19 protein-coding genes are annotated in these 22,475 nt (G+C 72.9%); 6 read left to right on the plus strand and 13 right to left on the minus strand.

Features of this window, described 5'->3' with window-relative positions; all coding sequences use genetic code 11:
* Positions 1-13: 13 nt before the first annotated feature.
* Genes ACZ8ZB_RS24640 through ACZ8ZB_RS24650 form a run of 3 tightly spaced genes read left to right on the plus strand, consistent with a single transcriptional unit; the run spans position 14 to position 3,457 of the window.
* Positions 14-1,615 (plus strand): ABC transporter permease, encoded by a 1,602-nt coding sequence (locus ACZ8ZB_RS24640; RefSeq protein ID WP_470741574.1) that lies wholly within the window; start codon positions 14-16, stop codon positions 1,613-1,615.
* Positions 1,616-2,635 carry an ABC transporter ATP-binding protein gene (locus tag ACZ8ZB_RS24645; protein WP_470739807.1) on the plus strand — a complete coding sequence of 340 codons (1,020 nt, stop codon included), beginning with the start codon at positions 1,616-1,618 and terminating at the stop codon, positions 2,633-2,635.
* A 24-nt stretch (positions 2,636-2,659) separates the two neighbouring features.
* Positions 2,660-3,457: a maleylpyruvate isomerase family mycothiol-dependent enzyme gene (locus tag ACZ8ZB_RS24650; protein WP_470739808.1), complete on the plus strand. Its 798-nt coding sequence runs from the start codon at positions 2,660-2,662 to the stop codon at positions 3,455-3,457.
* A gap of 65 nt (positions 3,458-3,522) precedes the next feature.
* Here ACZ8ZB_RS24650 and ACZ8ZB_RS24655 read toward each other — a convergent pair whose 3' ends face one another.
* The 7 genes from ACZ8ZB_RS24655 to ACZ8ZB_RS24685 all read right to left on the minus strand — a co-directional run bounded on the left by ACZ8ZB_RS24655 (position 3,523) and on the right by ACZ8ZB_RS24685 (position 10,214).
* Positions 3,523-4,215, minus strand: coding sequence for an LAETG motif-containing sortase-dependent surface protein (locus tag ACZ8ZB_RS24655; RefSeq protein WP_470739809.1), 693 nt, complete (start codon positions 4,213-4,215; stop codon positions 3,523-3,525).
* A 147-nt stretch (positions 4,216-4,362) separates the two neighbouring features.
* On the minus strand, positions 4,363-5,484 hold the full coding sequence (locus ACZ8ZB_RS24660) for an LOG family protein (protein ID WP_470739810.1): 1,122 nt from the start codon (positions 5,482-5,484) through the stop codon (positions 4,363-4,365).
* A gap of 26 nt (positions 5,485-5,510) precedes the next feature.
* Positions 5,511-5,918: a VOC family protein gene (locus tag ACZ8ZB_RS24665; protein WP_470739811.1), complete on the minus strand. Its 408-nt coding sequence runs from the start codon at positions 5,916-5,918 to the stop codon at positions 5,511-5,513.
* 109 nt (positions 5,919-6,027) lie between these two features.
* Complete coding sequence (locus ACZ8ZB_RS24670) at positions 6,028-7,371, minus strand: hypothetical protein (RefSeq protein ID WP_470739812.1); 1,344 nt, start codon at positions 7,369-7,371, stop codon at positions 6,028-6,030.
* Positions 7,353-8,102 carry an ABC transporter ATP-binding protein gene (locus ACZ8ZB_RS24675; protein ID WP_470739813.1) on the minus strand — a complete coding sequence of 250 codons (750 nt, stop codon included), beginning with the start codon at positions 8,100-8,102 and terminating at the stop codon, positions 7,353-7,355. The genes ACZ8ZB_RS24670 and ACZ8ZB_RS24675 overlap by 19 nt, the downstream gene beginning before the upstream one ends.
* 217 nt (positions 8,103-8,319) lie before the next feature.
* Complete coding sequence (locus tag ACZ8ZB_RS24680; protein ID WP_470739814.1) at positions 8,320-9,711, minus strand: aspartate aminotransferase family protein; 1,392 nt, start codon at positions 9,709-9,711, stop codon at positions 8,320-8,322.
* The gene (locus tag ACZ8ZB_RS24685; protein ID WP_381224826.1) at positions 9,696-10,214 is read right to left on the minus strand and encodes an Lrp/AsnC family transcriptional regulator; all 519 of its coding nucleotides are present in this window, start codon (positions 10,212-10,214) and stop codon (positions 9,696-9,698) included. The genes ACZ8ZB_RS24680 and ACZ8ZB_RS24685 overlap by 16 nt, the downstream gene beginning before the upstream one ends.
* A 207-nt stretch (positions 10,215-10,421) precedes the next feature.
* Between ACZ8ZB_RS24685 and ACZ8ZB_RS24690 the strand changes: the two genes are divergently transcribed.
* Together ACZ8ZB_RS24690 and ACZ8ZB_RS24695 are read left to right on the plus strand one after the other, a co-directional pair.
* Positions 10,422-11,861: a gamma-aminobutyraldehyde dehydrogenase gene (locus ACZ8ZB_RS24690; RefSeq protein WP_470739815.1), complete on the plus strand. Its 1,440-nt coding sequence runs from the start codon at positions 10,422-10,424 to the stop codon at positions 11,859-11,861.
* A gap of 126 nt (positions 11,862-11,987) precedes the next feature.
* Entirely contained in the window at positions 11,988-12,509 is a 522-nt protein-coding gene (locus ACZ8ZB_RS24695; protein WP_470739816.1) for a hypothetical protein, read from the plus strand.
* Here ACZ8ZB_RS24695 and ACZ8ZB_RS24700 read toward each other — a convergent pair.
* From ACZ8ZB_RS24700 to ACZ8ZB_RS24710, 3 genes are all read right to left on the minus strand, one after another.
* Positions 12,502-13,659, minus strand: coding sequence for a serine hydrolase domain-containing protein (locus tag ACZ8ZB_RS24700; RefSeq protein ID WP_470739817.1), 1,158 nt, complete (start codon positions 13,657-13,659; stop codon positions 12,502-12,504). The genes ACZ8ZB_RS24695 and ACZ8ZB_RS24700 overlap by 8 nt on opposite strands.
* Positions 13,660-13,808: 149 nt before the next feature.
* Entirely contained in the window at positions 13,809-14,519 is a 711-nt protein-coding gene (locus ACZ8ZB_RS24705) for a glycerophosphodiester phosphodiesterase (RefSeq protein ID WP_470739818.1), read from the minus strand.
* 19 nt (positions 14,520-14,538) lie between these two features.
* A complete protein-coding gene (locus ACZ8ZB_RS24710) occupies positions 14,539-15,600 on the minus strand; it encodes an adenosine deaminase (RefSeq protein WP_470739819.1) in 1,062 nt (353 codons plus the stop codon).
* Between the two features lie 170 nt (positions 15,601-15,770).
* On the opposite strand from ACZ8ZB_RS24710, the gene ACZ8ZB_RS24715 reads away from it, so the two are divergent.
* Positions 15,771-16,484, plus strand: a complete 714-nt coding sequence (locus tag ACZ8ZB_RS24715; protein ID WP_470739820.1) for a DUF4190 domain-containing protein — start codon at positions 15,771-15,773, stop codon at positions 16,482-16,484.
* A 94-nt stretch (positions 16,485-16,578) separates the two neighbouring features.
* Here ACZ8ZB_RS24715 and ACZ8ZB_RS24720 read toward each other — a convergent pair whose 3' ends face one another.
* From ACZ8ZB_RS24720 to ACZ8ZB_RS24730, 3 genes are all read right to left on the minus strand, one after another.
* Positions 16,579-18,030 carry an aldehyde dehydrogenase family protein gene (locus ACZ8ZB_RS24720; protein ID WP_470739821.1) on the minus strand — a complete coding sequence of 484 codons (1,452 nt, stop codon included), beginning with the start codon at positions 18,028-18,030 and terminating at the stop codon, positions 16,579-16,581.
* 249 nt (positions 18,031-18,279) lie between these two features.
* Positions 18,280-19,833, minus strand: coding sequence for a PucR family transcriptional regulator (locus ACZ8ZB_RS24725; RefSeq protein ID WP_470739822.1), 1,554 nt, complete (start codon positions 19,831-19,833; stop codon positions 18,280-18,282).
* A gap of 122 nt (positions 19,834-19,955) precedes the next feature.
* On the minus strand, positions 19,956-22,367 hold the full coding sequence (locus tag ACZ8ZB_RS24730) for an ATP/GTP-binding protein (protein WP_470739823.1): 2,412 nt from the start codon (positions 22,365-22,367) through the stop codon (positions 19,956-19,958).
* Positions 22,368-22,475: the final 108 nt, after the last annotated feature.

The raw sequence follows: 22,475 nt of genomic DNA on the forward strand, positions 1-22,475 counted from the left end.
GCGGCTCGGTCTGATGGCCGTGCCCGTCGCGTTCTTCGCCGTCTTCTTCGCCTACCCCGTCACCGCGATCGTCGCGCGCGGGCTGAAGACCGGCGGGAGCTGGCAGCTCGGGCGGATCGGGGACGTCCTGGCGCAGTCCGACGTCCGTCAGGTCCTGTGGTTCACCACCTGGCAGGCCCTCGTCTCCACCGCCCTGACCCTGCTGATCGCCCTGCCCGGCGCGTACGTCTTCGCCCGCTTCGACTTCCCCGGCAAACAGGTGCTGCGGGCCGTGGTCACCGTGCCGTTCGTACTGCCGACGGTCGTCGTCGGCACGGCGTTCATGGCGCTCGTCGGACGCGGCGGGCTGCTCGACGAACTGTGGGGCGCACGGCTGGACACCACGGTGTGGGCGATCCTGCTCGCGCACGTCTTCTTCAACTACGCCGTCGTCGTGCGCACCGTGGGCGGACTGTGGTCCCAGCTCGACCCGCGGCAGGAGGAGGCCGCGCGGATGCTCGGCGCCTCGCGGTTCGCGGCCTGGCGCACCGTCACCCTGCCCGCGCTCGCGCCCGCCGTGGCCGCCGCCGCGCTGATGGTCTTCCTGTTCACCTTCACCTCCTTCGGCGTGGTCCAGATCCTCGGCGGGCCGGCCTTCTCCACCCTCGAAGTGGAGATCTACCGGCAGACCTCCGAGATCTTCGACCTGTCCACGGCCGCCGTCCTGACGATGATCCAGTTCGTCGCCGTGGGCGCGATCCTCGCCCTGCACGCCTGGACCGTACGGCGCCGGGAGACCGCGCTGCGGCTGGTGGACGCCTCGGTGACCGCACGCCGGCCGCGCGGCGGCGGACAGTGGGCGCTGCTGGGCTCGGTCGTCGCCACCGTCGCCGTACTGATCCTGCTGCCCCTCGCGGTCCTGGTGCAGCGATCCTTCGGGGCCGCCGGCCTGGGCTACTACCGGGCGCTGACCGAGGACGACGGGGGAGTGTTCCTGGCCGCTCCGATCGAGGCGGTCGGCAACTCGCTGCAGTACGCGGTCGCCGCCACCGCCATCGCCGTGCTGGTCGGCTCCCTCGCCGCCGTCGCGCTGACCCGACGGGACGCGGGACGGCTGGTGCGCGGCTTCGACGCGCTGCTGATGCTGCCGCTCGGGGTGTCCGCGGTGACCGTCGGCTTCGGTTTCCTGATCGCCCTGGACGAGCCGCCGCTGGACCTGCGCGCCTCCTGGATCCTGGTCCCGCTCGCCCAGGCGCTGGTCGGCGTCCCCTTCGTCGTACGGACCATGCTGCCGGTGCTGCGGGCCGTGGACGTACGGCTGCGGGAGGCGGCGGCGGTGCTCGGGGCGTCGCCGTGGCGGGCGTGGCGGGAGGTGGACCTGCCGATGGTGCGGCGGGCCCTGCTGATCGCGGCCGGGTTCGCCTTCGCGGTGTCGCTCGGGGAGTTCGGGGCGACGGTGTTCATCGCGCGGCCCGAGAATCCCACCCTGCCGGTCGCCGTGGCACGGCTGCTGGGACGGCCCGGGGACCTCAACTACGGGCAGGCGATGGCCCTGTCGACAATTCTGATGATCGTGTGCGCGGTGGCGCTGCTGGTGCTGGAGCGGCTGCGGACCGACCGGACCGGGGAGTTCTAGATGCTGCTGAGCCTTCGGGGCGTGACCGTCCGCTTCGGCGGGCGGGCGGTGCTGGACGCCGTCGACCTGGAGGTCGCCGAGCACGAGATCGTCTGTGTGCTCGGCCCCAGCGGCAGCGGCAAGTCGACGCTGCTGCGGACGGTGGCCGGACTGCAGCCCCTCGACTCCGGACGGATCCGGCTCGACGGGCACGACCAGGCGGGGGTGCCCGCGCACAGGCGCGGGGTCGGCCTGATGTTCCAGGACCACCAGCTCTTCCCGCAGCGGGACGTGGGCGGCAACGTGGCCTTCGGACTGCGGATGCACGGCGCGTCGCGCACCGAGCAGTCGGACCGCGTACGGGAGTTGCTGGACCTCGTGGGTCTGCCGGGGGCGGGCGGACGCGCCGTCGCCGCGCTGTCCGGCGGGGAACAGCAGCGTGTCGCGCTGGCCCGCGCCCTCGCGCCGAGCCCCCGGCTGCTGATGCTCGACGAGCCGCTCGGGCAGCTCGACCGGTCGCTGAGGGAACGGCTGGTCGTCGAGCTGCGGGAGTTGTTCGGCCGGTTGGGCACCACCGTGCTCGCCGTGACCCACGACCAGGGCGAGGCGTTCGCGCTGGCCGACCGGGTCGTGGTGATGCGGGACGGACGGATCGCCCAGTCGGGGACGCCGCTGGAGGTGTGGCAGCGTCCGGCCGACGCCTTCGTGGCCCGCTTCCTCGGCTTCGAGAACGTCGTCGGGGCGACGGTCGCGGACGGCGTCGCCGTGACCCCCTGGGGCAAGGTGCCCGTGCCGGACGGCGCCCCCCAGGGCGCCCGCACGCTCCTCGTCCGGCCCGCCGGCGTCCGGCTGGTCCCGGCCGGCGAGGGCCTGCGCTGCACGGTGGCCGCGCGCACCTTCCGCGGCACGCACGTCGCCGTCCGCCTCCAGCCCGAGGACGCCCCCCGCCTGGAGGCGGCCTGCGCGCTCAGGGCCGCGCCGGAGGTCGGGGACGAGGTCGGGGTGGAGTTCGACGCGGCGGAAATCGTGGTGCTGGGATGAGCACGGCTCCCTAGGGTGTGCGGCATGACTCGACTCGCGCACGACCACTACTGCCAAGAGATCGCCCGTCAGACAGGGCAGTTGCGGACCGTCGTCACGTCCGGCGCCGACCTGTCCGGCACCGTGCCCACCACGCCCGACTGGTCCCTGGAGCAGCTCGTACGGCATGTCGGCGGGGCCCTGCGCTGGGCCGGGCTGATGGTGCGCACCGGGGCGGAGGACGAGGTCCCCGAGGAGCGGGTGCCGGGATTCGGCGGGCCCGAGGCGTGGGGCGATCCCGGTGCGCTGGACGCCTGGCTGGCGGAGTCCGGCGAACTGGTCGTCGGCGCGCTGCGCGAGGCCGGTCCGGACGCGAAGGTGTGGAGCTGGGCCGGGACGCACAACGCCGGGTTCTGGGCCCGTCGCATGACGCACGAGGTGACCGTCCACCGCGCGGACGCCACCCTGGCCGCCGGACTGCCCTACGAGGTCGCGCCCGAGGTCGCCGCGGACGCGGTAGACGAATGGCTGGAGATCGTGGAGTGGGCGCAGCGGACGCTGCCGGACGACACGGTGCACGACCTGCGCGGGCCCCGGCGCACCATCCATCTGCACGCCACCGACGCAGGGGCGGGGGCCGGCACGGAGTGGGTGATCGAGCTCGGCGAGGAGGGCGTCTCCTGGCGCCATGGACACGAGAAGGCCACGGTCGCCCTGCGCGGCCCGCTCACCTCCGTGCTCCTCGCCTTCTACCGCCGGCTGCCGCTGGACGCCCCCGGGCTCGACGTGCTCGGCGACCGGAAGCTGCTGGAGTTCTGGCTGGAACGGGCGACGTTCGGCTGAGCGGCCGGCGACGGCGATGGCCCGCCCCCGGGGAGGGGACGGGCCACCCGTGTGTCCGTGCGGCGTCAGCTCCGGCTGTTCGCCCCGCGACGGCGCATGCCGAAGAAGACCGCGCCACCGCCGATCGCGACCAGGGCGGCCGCGACACCGGCGATCAGACCGGTGTTGGAGTTGGCGCCGGTCTCGGCGAGGTTCGACTCACCGGCCGGGGACGGCGCGTTGCTCGAGGTGTCCGCCGGAGCGGTGCTCTCGCTCTCCGGCGCCGACGGGGTCGGCGTGCCGGGCTCCTCCTCGGCCGGGGTGGAGGAGGACTCCGACGGGGTCGGCTCGGGCTCCTCCTCGGCCGGGGGTTCCTCCTCCTGCGTTGTGCAGGCCGTCGCCGGGGTCACCAGGTTCGGCTTGATGTCCGCGTCGACGTAGGGCTTCGCGTCGACGTGGATGCGGTACTCGGCGTTCGGCTTCCAGTCCTCCTCGAAGGTGATGGTGGTGCCCTCAGCGGTGCCCTTGACCACCTGCTCGCCGATCTGCTTGTCCTGCAGGAAGACGGTGATGGTGGCGGGGACGCCGGCCGGGTCCTTGTCGGTGACGGTGATGACGCCCTTGTCACCGACGCACTTGGCCTCGGCCGAGAACTCGGTGATGTCGCAGGCCGCCGCGTTGCCGGCGACGCCGATCGCGAGGGCGGCGGACGCGGAGACGACACCGAGGGCGCGCACGGAGCGCGCGACGGTACGGCGTGATACGGACAGAACTGTCACGTTTGTCCTTTACGGAAGAGTGCAAATGCGGGGGGTTGAAGGGGCGCTGACGCAACATCAGCACCCCATGCGGCTCCCAGGTCTATAAGCGCCGCATAAGTAGTGTCAACGCATATGCCTACAGTGACACCGGGCTTTGCCTTCTTATTAACCACCCAGACGTTTCAAGGCCTCCGGAGCCTCTTCGATCCGGTCGACCAGGGCGATCCGGGCCTCCATCGAGCGCTCCCGGGCGAGCGACCGCAGCAGCGGCCAGGCCGGCAGCCTCTCCGTCCAGTGCGCCCGGTTCACCAGCACCATGGGCGTGGGCTCACCGCGCGACTCGTAGTAGTTCGGCGTCGCGTTGTCGAAGACCTCCTGCACGGTGCCGGCGGCGCCCGGCAGGAAGACCACGCCCGCGTTGCAGCGGGCCAGCAGCCCGTCCTCGCGGGTGGCGTTGGCGAAGTACTTCGCGATGTGCGAGGCGAAGGCGTTCGGCGGCTCGTGGCCGTAGAACCAGGTGGGGATGCCGATCGAGTGGTTGCCCTTCGGCCAGCGGGTGCGCACCTCGAAGGCGGCGCGCGCCCAGTCGGTGACCGACGGCGTGAACGAGGGCGCGGACGAGAGGAGTTCGCAGGCCTCGTCCAGTACGGCGTCGTCGTACGGGGCCGCGTAGGCGCCGAGGTTCGCCGCCTCCATCGCGCCCGGGCCGCCCCCCGTCGCCACCGTGAAACCGGCGTGGGTCAGCGCCCGCCCGAGCCGGGCGGCGCCCCGGAACTCCTCGGTGCCGCGGGCCATCGCGTGGCCGCCCATCACGCCCACGACCCTTGCCCCGCGCAGGAGTTCGTCGAGGGCGTCGGACATGGAGTCGTCATGGACCGCGCGCAGCATGGAGGCGAAGATGTCGCCGTCCGCCTTGGTCCGCTGGAACCAGGCGTAGGCCAGCGCGTCCGGGGTCGCCTCGTATCCCTTGTCGAGCGAGGCGAACAGGTCGGCCGGCGTGTAGAGGTGCCCCCGGTACGGGTCGAAGGGCAGGCCCGGGAGGGGCGGGAGGACCAGGGCGCCGTCGGCGCGGGTCTTCTCCGCCGCGTCGGGGCGCATCCGGCAGCCGAGGAAGACGGCCCCGGCGGTGTCGGTGGTGAGCAACTCCCGTGTCCGGTCCGTCAGATCGACGGACTGGACACGGAATCCGGAGAGCGTGCCGCGGGACGAGACGATCGCGTCGAACTCCTCGAGCGTCTCTATCTCGCGGTCCCCGTGATGGACGGCATGGGCGGGACTCGTCTGCACCCGCCCATGCTAGGCCCGCTCGGTGGTCAGCCCTGCACGGCGGCCGGGTCCATCCAGATGACCTCCCAGGTGTGGCCGTCGAGGTCGTCGAAGGCGCGGCCGTACATGAAGCCGTGGTCCTGGGTCTCGCCGGAGACCGAGCCGCCCGCCGCGACGGCCTTCTCCACCAGCTCGTCGACCTTCTCGCGGCTCTCCGCGCTCAGCCCCAGCAGCACCTCGCTGCTCTTCGTGGCGTCCACGATCTCCTTCTTGGTGAACTGCGCGTACTTCTGCCTGGTCAGCAGCATCGCGACGATCGTGTCGCTGATCACGACCGACGCGGCGGTCTCGTCGCTGAACTGCGCGTTGATCGAGTAGCCGAGCTCCGTGAAGAACTTCTTCGAGGCCTCGAGGTCGTCGACGGCCAGGTTCACGAAGATCATCTGCTGGTACATGGCGTGGCCTCTCCCATTCGGTTCCATGGTGTTCGTGGGGGTAGACCGGGGGTCCGCGCGGAACTCATCGGCCCGCGGAGATTTTTTCGGACCGGTTCCCGAGGGCTCCTCAGCGGACCAGCGGCCACGTCGACAGCTGGGCCACGACCAGGGTCAGCAGGCCGAACAGGGCGAGCAGCGCGCCCGCGCGGAGCGCGGCGGCCCGGCGCAGCGTCCCCGTGGCCGCCCCGAGGCGGCGCAGCGCGGCGGTGGTGTCGGCGCGGGCCTGTTTGGCCTCGACGGCGGCCGTCAGCAGCGTCGCCGTCGTGCAGCCGGCCACCAGCAGCGCCCCGAGCACGACGAGCGGGCCGAAGGAGGCGTCCTCGCGGTCGTGCAGCGAGGCCAGGGCGTACGCGGCCGACATCACCGCGCAGACCACGCCCAGCGGGTGACCGAGGCGCGTGGCCTCGGCCATGAGGACCCGCCCGGCCAGCAGGCGCGGCGCGCCGGGCCGTGCCGTCTGGAGCAGCCTGCCGCACAGATGGGTGAGGCCGGGACCGGCCAGGGCGAGGCCGACGGCGGCCAGGGCCAGACCGAGCAGCGCGGAGGGCCGGTCGCCCGGCGTGCTCCCGCCGCCCGCGCGGCTCGCGAAGGCCTCCACGGCCAGACCGGCCGCCAGCACCGCGACGCCCCACGGCAGCCCGGACGGCGACGCGAGCGGCACGGCGGGCGGGACCTCGGCGGAGGCCTCGGGGGAGGTCTCCGCCGAGGCCTCGGGAGAGGCCCGCGGACCGTCCTCGTCCCCGCCCCGCCCCGCCGCCGTCCCGGCCGTACGCCGACCGCGTGCCGCCGCTCCCAGCTGCCTGCCGAACCGGCCGTACGACCCGAACGACTCGCGCACCGGCGTACGCCGGTAGGCGCCGAACCGGCCGTACGTCCGCCCCGCACGGGCCGGGTCCGCCGCCGGCTCACGCGGCCGCAGCGCCACCGCCACGGCCGCCGACGCGCTCAGCGGCACCAGCGCCAGCAGGGTCAGGGCGGCCGGCAGCGGAAGCGGCCGTCCGGCGGCGAGGAAGTCCGCCGCGGCGCCGTCGAAGGGCGTGCCGGTGAGGTCGCCGCGCAGCTGGAGGAAGACCAGCAGGGCCAGCGCCGAGCCCAGCACGCAGGACAGCGCCGTGGTGGCCGCGGAGATCGCCATCAGCCGGGCGGGACCGAGCCCGATCGCCGACAGGCCGGGCCGGGGCCGGGTGCCCGGATCGGTGCGGGCGACCGCGACCGCGAAGTGCACGGTGGCCGCCAGCGGGACCGCGCACCAGGCGAGCCGGAGCGCCGAGCCGGACGGATCGGGGTGGTTCAGCGCGTGACCGAGGGCGCTGAGCAGCAGGAAGCCCGTGCCCCCGGACGCGGCCGCAACCAGGAGACGGCGCAGCCGGACGGCGGGGCGGGCGCCTCGGGTCAGACGGAGAGCGAGCACGTCGCCCGGCCTTCCGACTCGGCCGCCCCGGGGACCGGCGGCAGGTGTACGGTGCGCACGCGCCGCCCGTCGAGCAGCGACACCGTGCGGTCGGCGAGGGCCGCGGTCTGCGGGTTGTCGGTCGCGAGGACCACCGTGATGCCGTGCGAGCGGGCCGCGGTGGTGAGCGTGCGCAGCACGTGGGTGCGGTCGACGCGGTGCAGCGGGGCGGTCGGCTCGTCGGCGAACAACACCGAGGGCGCCGGGGCGAGGGCGCGGGCGATGCACACCCGCTGCCGCTCGGCCTGCGTCAGCTCCCCGGGATGCTTGCGGGCCGCGTCGCCGACGTCGAGGCGCTCCAGCCACTCCAGGGCCGCCGTCCTGGCGCGGCGCCGGCCGGTGCCGCGCAGCATCAGCGGCAGGGCGGCGTTCTCCCAGACGTTCAGCTCGGGCACCAGCAGCGGGTCCGGGTCGATCCAGCCGAAGTGGTCCCGGCGCAGCCGCTCGCGGACGACGGGGCTCATGGTGTGTACGGGCACACTGTTGAACCAGACCTCGCCGCTGCGTGCGGGCAGCAGGCCGGCCAGACAGCGCAGCAGGGTCGTCTTGCCGCTGCCGCGCGGGCCGCCGACGGCGAGGATCTCGCCCTCCCGGACACCGAGCGAGACCCCGCTCAGTCCGGGCGAGCCGTCGTCGTACCGGTGGTGCAGGGCTCGCGCCCAGAGCACGTCGTTGTCCGGTGGGGCCACCATGGCGTACACCTCGGTTCGGATCGGAAATGCCGTGCGCGGTTCGGGTGAGTCCCCCGTCCGGGGGAACGAAGGCAGGGCCGATCGGTCACACGCACGCTAGGCAGGACGCGGCGGGAGGCTGGACAGCACACGGCCCCGGACGCCCGTTTCTCACTCGAACGGACGACACCGGGGCCGGTGTTGATCATTCAGAAGGAAGATCGGTACCTCCCATGGCCTACAGCTTGGTCCAGGCCTCCGAGAGGGTCGCGCGCAGGATCTGCTCGATCTCGTCGAAGGTCTCCTGGTTCGAGATCAGCGGCGGGGCGAGCTGGACGACCGGGTCGCCGCGGTCGTCGGCACGGCAGTAGAGGCCGTTCTCGAAGAGCTTCTTCGACAGGAAGCCGTACAGGACGCGCTCGGTCTCGTCGGCGTCGAAGGACTCCTTGGTGTTCTTGTCCTTGACCAGCTCGATGCCGTAGAAGAAGCCGTTGCCGCGGACGTCGCCGACGATCGGCAGGTCGTGCAGCTTCTCCAGGGTCGCGCGGAAGGCGCCCTCGTTGTCGAGCACGTGCTGGTTGAGGCCCTCGCGCTCGAAGAGGTCGAGGTTGGCGATGCCGACCGCGGCGGAGACCGGGTGGCCGCCGAAGGTGTAGCCGTGCAGGAAGGTGTTGTCGCCCCGGTAGAACGGCTCGGCCAGGCGGTCGGAGACGATGCACGCGCCGATGGGGGAGTAGCCCGAGGTCATGCCCTTGGCGCAGGTGATCATGTCCGGCACGTAGCCGAACTTGTCGCACGCGAAGGTGGTGCCGAGCCGGCCGAAGGCGCAGATGACCTCGTCGGAGACGAGCAGCACGTCGTACCGGTCGCAGATCTCGCGCACCCGCTGGAAGTAGCCGGGCGGGGGCGGGAAGCAGCCGCCGGCGTTCTGCACCGGCTCCAGGAAGACGGCCGCGACCGTGTCCGGGCCCTCGAAGAGGATCTGCTGCTCGATCTGGTCGGCGGCCCAGCGGCCGAACGCCTCGGGGTCGTCGCCGTGGATCGGAGCCCGGTAGATGTTGGTGTTGGGCACCTTGTGCGCGCCCGGCACCAGCGGCTCGAACGGGGCCTTCAGGGCCGGCAGTCCGGTGATGGACAGGGCGCCCTGCGGGGTGCCGTGGTAGGCCACCGCGCGGGATATGACCTTGTACTTGGTCGGCTTGCCGGTCAGCTTGAAGTACTGCTTGGCGAGCTTCCAGGCGGTCTCCACCGCCTCGCCGCCGCCGGTGGTGAAGAAGACCTTGTCGAGGTCGCCCGGGGCCTCGTGCGCGAGCCGCTCCGCGAGCTCCACGGCCTTGGGGTGGGCGTAGGACCACACGGGGAAGAAGGCCAGCTCCCGGGCCTGCTTGGCGGCGGTCTCCGCGAGCTCCTGACGGCCGTGGCCCGCCTGCACCACGAACAGGCCCGCGAGGCCGTCGAGGTAGCGCTTGCCCCTGTCGTCGTAGATGTGGGTGCCCTCGCCCCGGACGATGGTGGGGACGGGGGAGTTCTCGTACGAGGACATGCGGGTGAAGTGCATCCACAGGTGGTCGTAGGCGGACCTGCTGAGGTCCTCGGTGCTGCCGGTGCTCACGATTATCGGGTTCCCCACATGTAGGTCTGCTTCTTGAGCTTGAGGTAGACGAAGCTCTCGGTGGAGCGCACCCCTGGAACGGCCCGGATGCGTCCGTTGATGACCTCCAGGAGGTGGTCGTCGTCCTCGCAGACGATCTCGACCATGAGGTCGAAGGACCCCGCGGTCATCACCACGTACTCGCACTCGTCCATGGCGGTCAGCGCGTCGGCCACGGCCTCCACGTCGCCCTCGACGTTGATCCCGACCATCGCCTGGCGGCGGAAGCCCACGGTGAGCGGGTCCGTGACGGCGACGATCTGCATCACGCCCTGGTCGAGGAGCTTCTGGACGCGCTGGCGCACGGCCGCCTCCGACAGGCCCACGGCCTTGCCGATGGCGGCGTACGGCCGGCGGCCGTCCTCCTGGAGCTGCTCGATGATGGCGAGGGAGACGGCGTCCAGCGGGGGACGGCCGCCGTTCTTGGACTCGCGGGAGTCCTTCGGATCTGCGCTTCGACTGGCCACGGTGCCACTGTGCACGACGTATCGACAGTTCAGCAAGGCTTGATCGATGAATTTCGTTGTCTGTGGCGTCTCTGCTTGCGGATTTCGCAGGAGTGGAGTGGGTGGGGGTGTTGAAAACATCAGCCGTCGGTCTAGGGTGGGTGTCTCAGAGGCTGGACACTCGACATTTCTCGACACCCCAGACACCTCGGACACCCACGAGGAACACCAGGAGGGCCTGCAGTGAGCACCGAGCTGCGTCGTCTGCGCAACTACATCGGCGGTGAGTTCCGGGACGCCGCCGACGGCCGGACCACCGAGGTGGTCAACCCCGCGACGGGCGAGGCGTACGCGACCGCTCCGCTGTCCGGGCAGGCGGATGTGGACGCCGCGATGGCGGCCGCCGCCGAGGCGTTCCCCGGCTGGCGCGACACCACCCCGGCCGAGCGCCAGAGGGCCCTGCTGAAGATCGCGGACGCCGTCGAGGAGCGCGCCGAGGAACTCATCGCCGCCGAGGTGGAGAACACGGGCAAGCCGGTCGGGCTGACCCGCACCGAGGAGATCCCGCCGATGGTGGACCAGATCCGCTTCTTCGCGGGCGCGGCGCGGATGCTCGAGGGCAAGGGCGCCGGTGAGTACATGGAGGGGCTGACCTCCTTCGTGCGCCGCGAGCCGGTCGGCGTCTGCGCGCAGGTCGCGCCCTGGAACTACCCGATGATGATGGCCGTGTGGAAGTTCGCCCCGGCGATCGCCGCGGGCAACACGGTCGTCCTGAAGCCCTCGGACACCACCCCGGCCTCCACGGTCCTGCTCGCCGAGATCCTCGGCTCGATCCTGCCCAGGGGCGTCTTCAACGTCATCTGCGGCGACCGCGACACCGGCCGCCTGATGGTCGAGCACCCCACCCCGGCGATGGCGTCCATCACCGGTTCGGTGCGCGCCGGCATGTCGGTCGCCGAGTCCGCGTCCAAGGACCTCAAGCGGGTCCACCTGGAGCTGGGCGGCAAGGCCCCGGTCGTCGTCTTCGAGGACACCGACATCGCCAAGGCCGTCGAGGGCATCTCGGAGGCGGGCTTCTTCAACGCCGGCCAGGACTGCACGGCCGCCACGCGCGTCCTCGTGCACGAGTCGATCCACGACGAGTTCGTCTCCGCGCTGGCCAAGGCCGCCGCCGACACGAAGACCGGCATGCCGGACGACGAGGACGTGCTCTTCGGTCCGCTCAACAACGCCAACCAGCTCAAGCAGGTCGAGGGCTTCATCGAGCGGCTGCCGGCGCACGCGCGCGTGGTCGCGGGCGGCAAGCGCGTCGGCGACAAGGGCTACTTCTACGCCCCGACCGTCGTCTCCGGCCTCGACCAGGACGACGAGATCATCCAGAAGGAGGTCTTCGGTCCGGTCATCACCGTCCAGTCCTTCACCGACGAGGACCAGGCCGTCGCGTACGCCAACGGCGTCGAGTACGCGCTGGCCTCCTCGGTGTGGACCAAGGACCACTCCCGCGCGATGCGGATGTCCAGGAAGCTGGACTTCGGCTGCGTGTGGATCAACACGCACATCCCGCTGGTCGCGGAGATGCCGCACGGCGGCTTCAAGAAGTCCGGCTACGGCAAGGACCTCTCGGCGTACGGCTTCGACGACTACACGCGGGTCAAGCACGTGATGACGTCCCTGGACGCGTAAGCGCCGAAGCGCCGAAGCGCCGAAGCGCCGGCCCCGGACGGTGGGTGGTCCACCGTCCGGGGCCGACGCGTCTCCCGGACCGACCCCATTTTTGAACATGTTCAACTCGGGGCGTACGCTGCTGCCATGAGCGACAGAGCCGCCCTGCTCAAGGGCATCCGCGCCTGGCTGGCCTTCTTCGTCGTCTGCCTGGTGCTCAGCGGCGCCACGGCCTTCCCGCTGGTGCACGAACTGCGCTGGACCGAGGACCTGCTCCGCTCCCTGTCGGCCCCCGAGCACCTTCCCGCCCTCATGGAGTGGATCGAGCGCGTGCGTCAGGGGCTCGACACCGCCGACGCCGAGTACCCGTTCCTCCTCTACGGCACCGACTGGCTCGCCTTCGCACACCTCGTGATCGCGGTCGCCTTCTACGGCCCCTACCGGGACCCCGTCCGCAACATCTGGGTCGTCGAGTTCGGCATGATCGCCTGCGCGGGCGTCATCCCGCTCGCCCTGGTCTGCGGCCCGGTCCGCGGCATCCCCTTCTGGTGGAGCGTCATCGACATGGCGTTCGGCGTGTTCGGCGTGATCCCGCTGTACGTCGTACGGCAGAGGATCAAGCGGCTGGAGGCGCTCACGCCGAACGCGGCGCCGGCCCTCGCTACCTGAGGGCGGCCGCCTTGATGCGCTCGGCGACCGGGTTCGACGTCGTGTCCTTCGCGTCGGTGTCGGTGAGCGAGTACACGAGGGTGAAGCCCAGGTCCTCGGTCGCGGCGATCATCGTGCTGTAGCCGGGGCGGGCGCCGCTCTTGCCCCAGTAGACCGTGCCCTGGAGCTTCAGGCGGGTCAGGCCCGCGCTGTGGGCGGCGCCGCCCTTGACGGTCGTCGGGACCGTGAACATCTCCCGCAACTGCGGTTCGGGCACGATCCGTCCGCCGAAGAGGGCCGTGACGAGCCGCTCCAGGTCGGCGGTGGTCGAGATCATGTCCCCGGCCGCCCAGCGGTCGGCCACGTTCCACTCGGTGACGTCCACGAGCCGGGTCGTCCCGTCCGGCCGGGGCACCGCCTGGTAGCCGCGGTGGTGCGGTCCGCGGATGCGGGGGTCGGTGCCGGGGAAGTACGTGTGGCGCATCCCGGCGGGGCGCAGCACGAGCCGGGTGGCCGCGGAGGCGTACGACTGCCTGGTCACCTTCTCGATCAGCATGCCGAGGATCGTGTAGTTGATGTTCAGGTACTGCTGCTGATCACCGGCTTCGAACGCCGGGCCCTGCGCGACCGCCGACTCCACGACCCGCCGCGGGGTGAGCGTGTCGTAGCGGTGCGCGTACTGCTCCTCGAAGGTGTTCCCCCAACTGACGCCCGGCTTGATGCCGCTGGTGTGGTTCAGCAGGTTCCGTACGGTGACGGGCGTCTTGAAACCGGAGCCGAGCAGGCCGGGCAGGTAGCGCTCGACCGACGCGTCGAGATCGACCTCGCCCTGGGACGCCAGCCGGAGGACGGTGGCGGCCGTCACCACCTTGGTCGTCGAACCGGCCCTGAACCGCGCGTCCGGGTCGGCCGCCCGGCCGCTCGCCAGGTCCCGCACCCCCGAACTGCCCTGCCAGGAACCCTCGGAGCCGCCCAGCCGGACGAGCGCGGCCGTGGTGCTCTCGTCGGGCAGCCCTCCGATCGCCTCGCACAGCGCCTTGTCCGACGGGGCGGCGCTGCACACGGGTGCCGATGGGGCGGAGGAGGCGAAGGCGGGCGCGGCGAGCGGGCCCGCGCCCAGGGCGAGGACGAGGGAGGCGGCGAGCAGGGTGGTGCGACGACGGGTGTGCATCGGTTGCTCCTCGGGGGAGTCCGGCGGAAGGACGCGATCATCCTCCGGCCGGGCGGGCCACCTCCGGATCGTCGTCGGGGAGGGCGCCCGCCCTGACGCCACCCCGACCAACTCCCTTACTGAGCAGGGGAGTTGGTCGGGGATCGCCCCTAGGGTTCCCGTCGCCCCGACCGGCCCCCGGCGTCACGCAGCGCGCACAGGACGTCGATGCGGTTGGTGGTGATCGAGTCGACGCCCAGGGCCAGCAGGCGGCGCATGGAGCGGCGGGTGTCCGGGGTCCAGACGGAGAGCAGGTAACCGGCGTGGTGGACACGGTCCGCGAGGGCGCGGTCGACCAGGCCGAAGCGGTAGTTCAGCCAGCGCGGACGGATCGCCTCGAGCAGGCCGGCGCGGGCCGGTGCCAGGGTCGTACGCGTGAGCGCGATCTCGGCGGACGGGTCCGCCGCCCGTACGGCGAGCATGGCGGGGGCGCCCGCGCAGTAGAGGACGCGGCCTTGGGCGCCCCGCTCGCGCACGGCGTCCACGACCCGGCGCACCGCGCGGACGTCCGGCGCGCCGGGCAGGTCGATCATCACCCGGCCGCCGTCCGTCGCCGCCAGCGCGTCGGAGAGCGTGGGCACCCCGTCGTCCGTGACCCCGCGCACCTCCTCCCACGACAGCGATCGCAGCGGACGGTCGTGTCCCCAGAGCCGCTTCAGCGTGTCGTCGTGCAGCAGCACCGGGACGCCGTCCCGGGTGAGGCGTACGTCGATCTCGACGGCGTCCGCGCCCCGGTGGAGCGCGGAGCGCAGCGAGGCGAGGGTGTTCTCACGGACGCGGTAGGGGTCGCCGCGGTGGGCCACGGCGGTCACGTTCTGCATGGCGGCCCTTCGCGGGTGGTCAGGAGGCGAGCCGGGACGAGAGGTAGGAGTCGATCTCGGCGGCCAGCCGCGTCTTGCCGGCCGGGTCCATGAACGACGCCTCGACCGCGTTCTTCGCCAGGTCGGCCAGTCCCCGCTCGTCGAGTTCCAGCAGCCGCGCGGCGACCGCGTACTCGTTGTTGAGGTCGGTGCCGAACATCGGCGGGTCGTCGGAGTTGACGGTGACGATGACGCCGGCCCGCGCGAACTCCTTGATGGGGTGTTCGTCGAGGGAGGTCACCGCGCGGGTGGCGATGTTGGAGGTGGGGCACACCTCCAGCGGGATGCGCCGCTCGGCCAGGTGCCGGAGCAGTTTCGGGTCGCGGGCGGAACTGGTGCCGTGTCCGATGCGTTCGGCGCCCAGTTCGTTCAGCGCGTCCCACACCGTCTCCGGACCGGTGGTCTCGCCGGCGTGCGGCACGGAGTGCAGTCCGGCGGCGATCGCGCGGTCGAAGTACGGCTTGAACTGCGGCCGGGGTACGCCGATCTCGGGCCCGCCGAGACCGAAGGAGACCAGGCCCTCCGGGCGCAGCCGGTCGTCGGTGGCGAGCCGCACGGTCTCCTCGGCGGACTCGAGACCGGCCTCGCCGGGGATGTCGAAGCACCAGCGCAGCACGGTTCCCCACTCGGTCTCGGCCGCCTTGCGGGCGTCCTCGATCGCGTCCATGAAGGCACGCTCGTCGATGCCGCGCCGGGTGGAGGAGAAGGGGGTGATGGTCAGCTCGGCGTACCGCACCTGCTGCCGGGCCAGTTCGCGCGCCACCTCGTAGGTCAGCAGCCGTACGTCCTCGGGGGTGCGGATGAGGTCGACGACGGACAGGTACACCTCGATGAAGTGGGCGAAGTCCGTGAAGGTGAAGTAGTCGGCCAGGGCCTCGGGGTCGGTGGGGACCTTGGAGTCGGGGTGGCGGGCGGCCAGCTCCGAGACGATGCGGGGGGAGGCGGACCCGACGTGGTGCACGTGCAGTTCGGCCTTGGGCAGCCCGGCGATGAAGGCGTGCAGATCGCGCGGGACGCGCGGATCGACGAGACGGTCGGTCAAGGTTCCTCCCCGGAACGGCGCCCCCGGGCCGCACGGGCGGCGGGGCGCGGATGATCGGCTGATCGGTGACTCGGGGTCATCGTAGGCGGTGGAGACGGGGGGTGCGGGGCGGCACGGAGCGGCGGAGCCGTAGCATGGCCGGACGATCGAGGGCCAGGGGGTAACTCCAGATGACGGACGCGACGCAGCCGAACGGGGACACGGGAGCCGGTGACCCTTGGGCACCCCCGGAGGAGAGGACCTCACTGGACAAGGACCGCGGGTCCGGCGCCGGCCGGCCGCCGCAGTCACCGGCCACGCCGACCGTGGCCGGGGGAGTGCCCGCGCCGCAGCCGCCGTCCGTGCACGACCAGCCCACCGTCGCCGGGATGCCGGGCGCCGGCTTCGTCCCGCCCGTCGGGGGCCCGCCTTCGGCCGGCACCACGCCGTTCGACACCCAGGGTTCCCCGCTGCCCCCGCCGCCCGTCGCGCCCACCGGCCCGGGCGCACCCGGCGGCTACGGACACCCCGGCTACCCGCCGGGCTACGGCTGGCCCGGCATGCCGATGCAGCGGCAGAACGGCATGGGCATCGCCGCCATGGTGCTCGGCATCCTGTCCTGCTGCCTGTTCTGCCTGTACGGCGTGGTCTCCGTGGTCCTCGGCATCCTCGCCATCGTCTTCGGCGTCAAGGGCCGCCGGAAGGCCGAGCAGGGCCTGGCCGACAACCACGGGCAGGCCCAGGCAGGCCTGATCACCGGCATCATCGGCCTCATCCTCGGCATCGCCGTGATCGTCCTGATAGCGGTCGGCATCACGGCCGCCATCAACGAGGAGGAGAGCTGGGAGGACGAGGACTACTACGGCGCCCACCGCCCGGCCGTCACCGCTCCCGCCTTCCGCTGACCGAAACGGTCGTCACCGGTCGTCATGGACCGGGGACGCCGACGGCCCGAGCCCCCGCACAGCGGGCTCGGGCCGTCGGCGTCCCCGGGACGGGTCAGAGCGCGAGGCCCGTCAGGACCATCACGCGCTCGTAGGTGTAGTCGTCCATCGCGAACCTCACGCCCTCGCGGCCCACACCGGACTGCTTGACGCCGCCGTACGGCATCTGGTCGGCGCGGTAGGAGGGCACGTCGCCGATGACCACACCGCCGACCTCCAGGGCCCGGTGGGCGCGGAAGGCGGTCTGCAGGTCGTGCGTGAACACGCCCGCCTGGAGGCCGTACTTGGAGTCGTTGACGGCGGCGAAGGCCGCCGCCTCCCCGTCCACCTTCTGCACGGTCAGCACCGGCCCGAAGACCTCCTCGCAGGAGATCGTCGCCTCGGCCGGCACGTCGGTGAGCACGGTCGGCGCATAGGAGGCGCCGTCGCGCTTGCCGCCGGTGAGGAGGGTGGCGCCCGCGGCGACGGCCTCGTCGACCCAGGACTCCACGCGCTGCGCGGCGGCCTCGCTGACCAGCGGGCCGACGTCGGTGGCGTCGTCGTTCGGGTCACCGGTGACCTGCGCCTCGACGGCGGCGACGATGCGCGGCAGCAGACGGTCGTACACGGAGGCGTCGGCGATCACGCGCTGCACGGAGATGCAGGACTGGCCGCCCTGGTAGTTGGAGAAGGTCGCGATGCGCTGCGCGGCCCGGTCCAGGTCCTCGTCGCGTCCGAAGTCGGCGAGGACGACGGCCGCGCCGTTGCCGCCCAGCTCCAGGGTGCAGTGCTTGCGCGGCACCGAGTCCATGATCGCGTAACCGACCGTCTCGGAGCCGGTGAAGGAGATCACCGGCAGCCGCTCGTCCTGGACCAGGGCGGGCATGCGGTCGTTGGGGACCGGGAGGATGCTCCAGGAACCGGCGGGCAACTCGGTCTCGGCGAGCAGCTCACCGAGGACCAGACCGGAGAGGGGCGTGGCGGGCGCCGGCTTGAGGATGATGGGCGCGCCCGCGGCGACCGCGGGGGCGATCTTGTGCGCGCACAGGTTCAGCGGGAAGTTGAACGGAGCGATGCCGAGGACGACGCCCTTGGGGAAGCGGCGGGTGAAGGCGAGCCGGCCCTGGCCGCCGGCGTCGGTGTCCAGGCGCTGGGCCTCGCCGCCGTTGAAGCGGCGGGCCTCCTCGGCGGCGAAACGGAACACGGAGACCGCGCGGCCGACTTCGCCGCGGGCCCACTTGACCGGCTTGCCGTTCTCGGCGGAGATCAGGCGGGCGATCTCCTCGGTGCGCTCGGCGAGACGGCGGCTGACGTGGTCGAGGGCGGCGGCACGGACGTGGGCGGGGGTGGCGGCGAAGTCCTCGCGGACGGCGTGGGCGGCGGAGACGGCGTCCTCGACCTGGACGTCGGTGGGGACGCTCACCGTGCCGACGGTGCGGCCGTCCCAGGGGGAGGTGACGTCGAAGGTGGTCTCGCCGGTGGCCTGGCGGCCGGCGAGCCAGAAGGCGGTGGTGGTCGTGGAAGTCATGTGCGGGTTCCGGCCCTTCCGCGTTGGGGGTCGATCCATGGGGTGTGGGGTCCACGGTAGGGGCGGGGTCGGCGCGGGGGGTTTGTCCGGGGCGTAGTGGTAGGGGGCGGTGGTTCGACGGTTTGGCGGGGTGGGGCAGGGTCCGGTTCCTCGCCCCCGACCCTTCCCGTCCCCGGGCGGCCGCGCCCCCGGACCCCCTCGTCCTCGAACGCCGGGCGGGCCGGGAGTGCCGGACGGGCCGCGCGGAGGCTAGTCCGACGTCGTCGCCTTCAGGGCGAGCCAGAGTTCCATGCGGGTGTCCGGGTCGTCGAGGGAGCGGCCGAGGATCTCCTCCACCCGGCGCATGCGGTAGCGGAGGGTGTGGCGGTGGACGCCCAGGTCGGCTGCCGCCGCGTCCCACTGGCCGTGGCGGGAGAGCCAGGCGCGGAGGGAGGCGACGAGGTCGCCGCGGCCCGTCGCGTCGTGTTCGCGCAGGGCCCGCAGCAGTCCGTCGGCGAACGCCCTGACCGCGTCGTCGGCGAGCAGCGGCAGCACCGAACCGGCGGCCATGTGCTCGTGCTCCACCAGCACCCTCCCCCGCCGCCGCGCCACCGAAAGGGCCTGCTCGGCCTGCTTGTAGGCGGCGGACGCGGCTATCGGTCCGGCCGGTGCGGACAGTCCGACGACCAGTTCGTCGTCGGACTTGCGGGCCGCCTCCCGTGCGGCGGCGTGGTCGCAGCAGGCCGCCACGGCGGCGCCGCCGTCGCAGGCCAGTATGACCAGCCGGTTTCCCTCCGGCACGACCAGGACCACCTCCCCGGAGCGGGCGGCGGCGGACTCCGCGACCTCGGCGAGGGCTCCGAGGGCGTCACCGTTCGCCTCGCCCCCGGCGGCCACGACGATCCGGAAGGGCGCGTCGAGCAGACCGCCGTACAGGTCCCCGGCCACCGCGCGGGCGTGGTCCGGCTCCCCGGCGAGCAGCATCCGCAGGACGGCGGCGCCGATGCGCTGCTCGGCCGCGTGCAGGGAGCGGGAGCGTTCCGTGATCAGGGTGAGCAGGGCGACCGCGGAGTGGACGGCGTACCGCCCGGCGGTGCCGAGGGCGGCGGCCGTGCCGACGGCGAGCGCCGCGCGGGGGCGCCGGCCGGTCCCGAGGGAGTGCAGTTCGACCCGGTCCTCGTTCTCCGGGCCGGCCACCACCGAGGAGGCGGGCGCGGGCCGTTCCCGCAGCCGGGTCACGTCCGTGGTGAGCCGCGCGGCGCGCCGGCCCGCCCACTCCGGCGCCGCGGCCACGACGGCGCCCGAGGCGTCGTACAGCGCGGCCCACCCGTCGACCTGGGCGGCGAGCGCGGCCAGCAGCCCCTCCGGGCCCTCCACCAGGGCCTGCCTGGTCAGTTCCCGCTGGGCCGCGAAGCCCGCGGTCACCGCGCGGTACTGGTCGGCGGCGATGGCGGCGGACACGGCCTTGCTGATCGCGAGGAAGGGAGTGCGGCGCGGCACCTCCAGCAGCGGCAGCCCCTCCTCCCGGGCGGCGTCGACGAGGGCGGCGGGGATGTCGTCGTAGTGGACGCCGACGGCGAAACCGAGCCCGACGACCCCCGCCCCCACCAGTCGCTTCACATAGCGGCGCATCGCCTCCCGGTCCTCCGCGTCGAGTTTCAGCGCGGTGATCAGCAGCAGTTCCCCGCCCTCCATGTACGGCACGGGGTCGGCGAGTTCACTGGCGTGCGCCCAGCGGACCGGCACGTCGAGGCGGTCCTCGCCCGCGCGCACGGTCAGTTTGAGCGCGGAGTGGTGGACGAGCGAGGCGAGCGTCGGGGGCATGGGAGCCTTGAGCCTTCGGGTCTGCGTCGGGTGGGTGAGAACTCGGTGATCCTTTGGCCGCCGCGTATGAACGACCCGTGTCGATTCTGCCTCACTGTACGGTCACCGGCCGCCCGGACGGTTCACCCCCGCAGGTCCACCAGGAGCGGGGGCGCGTGCTCGCCCTCGACGGTCGTCAGCGACAGCACCGCGTGTCCCGGCGGCACCGTGTGCGCCAGTTCCGAGGCCGACCACCGCTCCCGCTCGACCTGCCGCACGGTGACCGCGTCCGTGGTCACCGCCTTGCCGGTGAGCCGCTTGCGCAGTGCGTGGATGACCCGGGTCATCGGCTGGTCGGCGAAGACCGTGTGCTTGGCGACCTCCGTGGTCTCCACCCACTCGGTGCCCCAGGTCTGCGCGAACCGGCTGCCGTCCCAGGTGGTGACGCCGCAGAAGGCCATGCGGCAGCCCACGGCTCCGTAGAGCGGGCCGTGCAGCGCCTCGGGGACGTCGGCGACGGTGCGCAGGGCGAGCAGCACGCCCGCGTTCTGCGACCGCAGCCGCTGGATGCGGCGCACCGACTCCGCGGTGACCGTGCCCGTGGCGTCGTCCAGGACCAGGCAGGCGAAGTGGGCGCGCCGGCCCTCCCGCACGACGGCGTGGAACTGGGCGAGGACCAGCCGCGTGATCAGCCGGCCGGCCTCCTCGTGGCCGCGCTCGGGCAGGTCGATCCGCACCCGCAGGGGGTGGTGGGCGACTGCGCGCAGGGAGAACGGCCTGTTCGGGCCGCCTCCCCCGAAGAAGTCCGCGAACACCGGCCGGTTCAGCAGTGCCAGCCGGTCGGCCAGGGTCCGGCCCACGTCGCCCGGCGTACCGGCCTGCCGGATCCGCGCGTCGAGCTCGCGGCGCATGACGTCGTTCCCGCTCGCGGCGAGCGCCTCCCGCAAGGGGGCCAGCGCCCTCTCCTCTCCCTCCAGCAGCTCGCGCAGCTCCGGCAGGACGGGGAAACGCCCGTGCACCGCCCGGAAGGGGCCGAGCAGCTGCCCCAGCGCGGTGGCGGCGCCCTGCGCGCCGGCCGCGTCGAGGTCGCCCACCAGCGCCTCGGCGAGGATCGCGGCCGCCTCGTCCGGGTCGTCGGACTCGGCGTACGGGTCGAGGTCGTGCACCGAGGACGGATCGCCGATCCGCACGATCACGTCGAAGGAGTCGTCCGCGCCGAGCGGGCTCCCGGCGGCCGAGACGGCGACGACGGCACAGCGCCCGGTGAGCGCCTGCAGCGCGAGCGCCTCGGTCACCGGCTCGACGAGGGTACGGGTCTTGCCGGACCCGGAGGGGCCGACGGCGAGCAGCGAGGTCCCGAGCACGTCCGGACCGAGGGCCGCACCCGCGTCGTGGTACGGCTGGGGAGCGCGCTCGGCCGCCACCCAGCGGCCGATGCGCACCTGACCGGCGAGCAGGTCGTGGCGGGCGGTCCGGCGCGGCAGGTCCCGGGCGCCGGAGGGGTGCGTCCAGGCCGCGCCGCCCTGGCGCAGGACGGTGTCGCGGAAGGCGCCCAGTGCGGCGGTGCGCCGGGCGGCGTCGAAGGCGTGCTCGACGCGGGTGCAGTCGACGTCGTTCATACGGCCGCCGGCGACCTCGGCGGTGAGCAGCTCGGCGGCCTCGTGCTGGCCGGCGTCGCGGAGGGCCGGCCACTGGGAGCGGGGGCGGACGGACGCGGAGGCGCCGGGGGCGGTGTCCGCAGGGCGGGGGGCGAGCCGCTCCCTGGCGTACGGCAGCCAGGCCCCGAGGCGGGCGAACGGCCACACCACGAGCAGCGTGACGACCGTGTACAGCGTGTTGGTGAAGAGGGGGGAGGCCATCGGATCGTAGCTGTCCGTGAGGAGCACGGTCAGGGAGAGCAGCGGTTCGACGACCGGCACCGTGGACCATCCGAAGCCCGGGAAGGCGTCGGGGAAGACGAGACCGAGGGCGACGAGGGCGAGACCGGCGGAGACCAGGACCTGGACGGGCCGGGACAAGCGGTCCATGTAGTGCCGGACGATGGCGCGCCAGCTGCCGAGCACCCCGACCGCGGTGAGGAGCGCGGCGAAGAAGACGCCGTCGGAGAGCAGCAGGGCGTGCACCCCGGGGAACCCCACCTCCCAGCCCTCGACCGGCTGAGGCGTCAGTGAGAGCTGGTACCACCAGTCGTTCGGCGTGAACATCCGCAGGAGGGTGCTCTTGTACGGGAAGTAGCCGCTGCTCCAGAGGGACCACGCCCCGAGCGCCAGGACGAGCGGGAGCAGCATGCCGACGACCGTCACCGGGGCAAGACGCTCCGGGAGCTCCTTCGGGCGGTGGCCGTACCGCCAGATCCCGGGCCGGGCGGACGGCCTCGCCTCGTCGAGCCAGGCGGCGACGGCGGACGGGGAGCCGGGGGGCCGCGGGGGCACGGGGGGAGCCCCCGGCGCCAGGCTCGGCCGTGGTGGCACCACCGGCACGTCCGGTGGTCCCGCCGGGCGCGGTACGGGATGGGCGTGTGTGCCCTGTGCGTCCTGGGTACCGTCGCTGTCCATCGCCCTTGCCCCCTGAGCTGCCGCTCCGTTCGCCGTCAGCGAGTCAATCTAACGCCCCGGCAGGACGAGTTCACCGCTTACACATCCCGGCCGCGGGCAAGTCGTGCC

This window comes from Streptomyces sp. 12E (assembly GCF_055633275.1).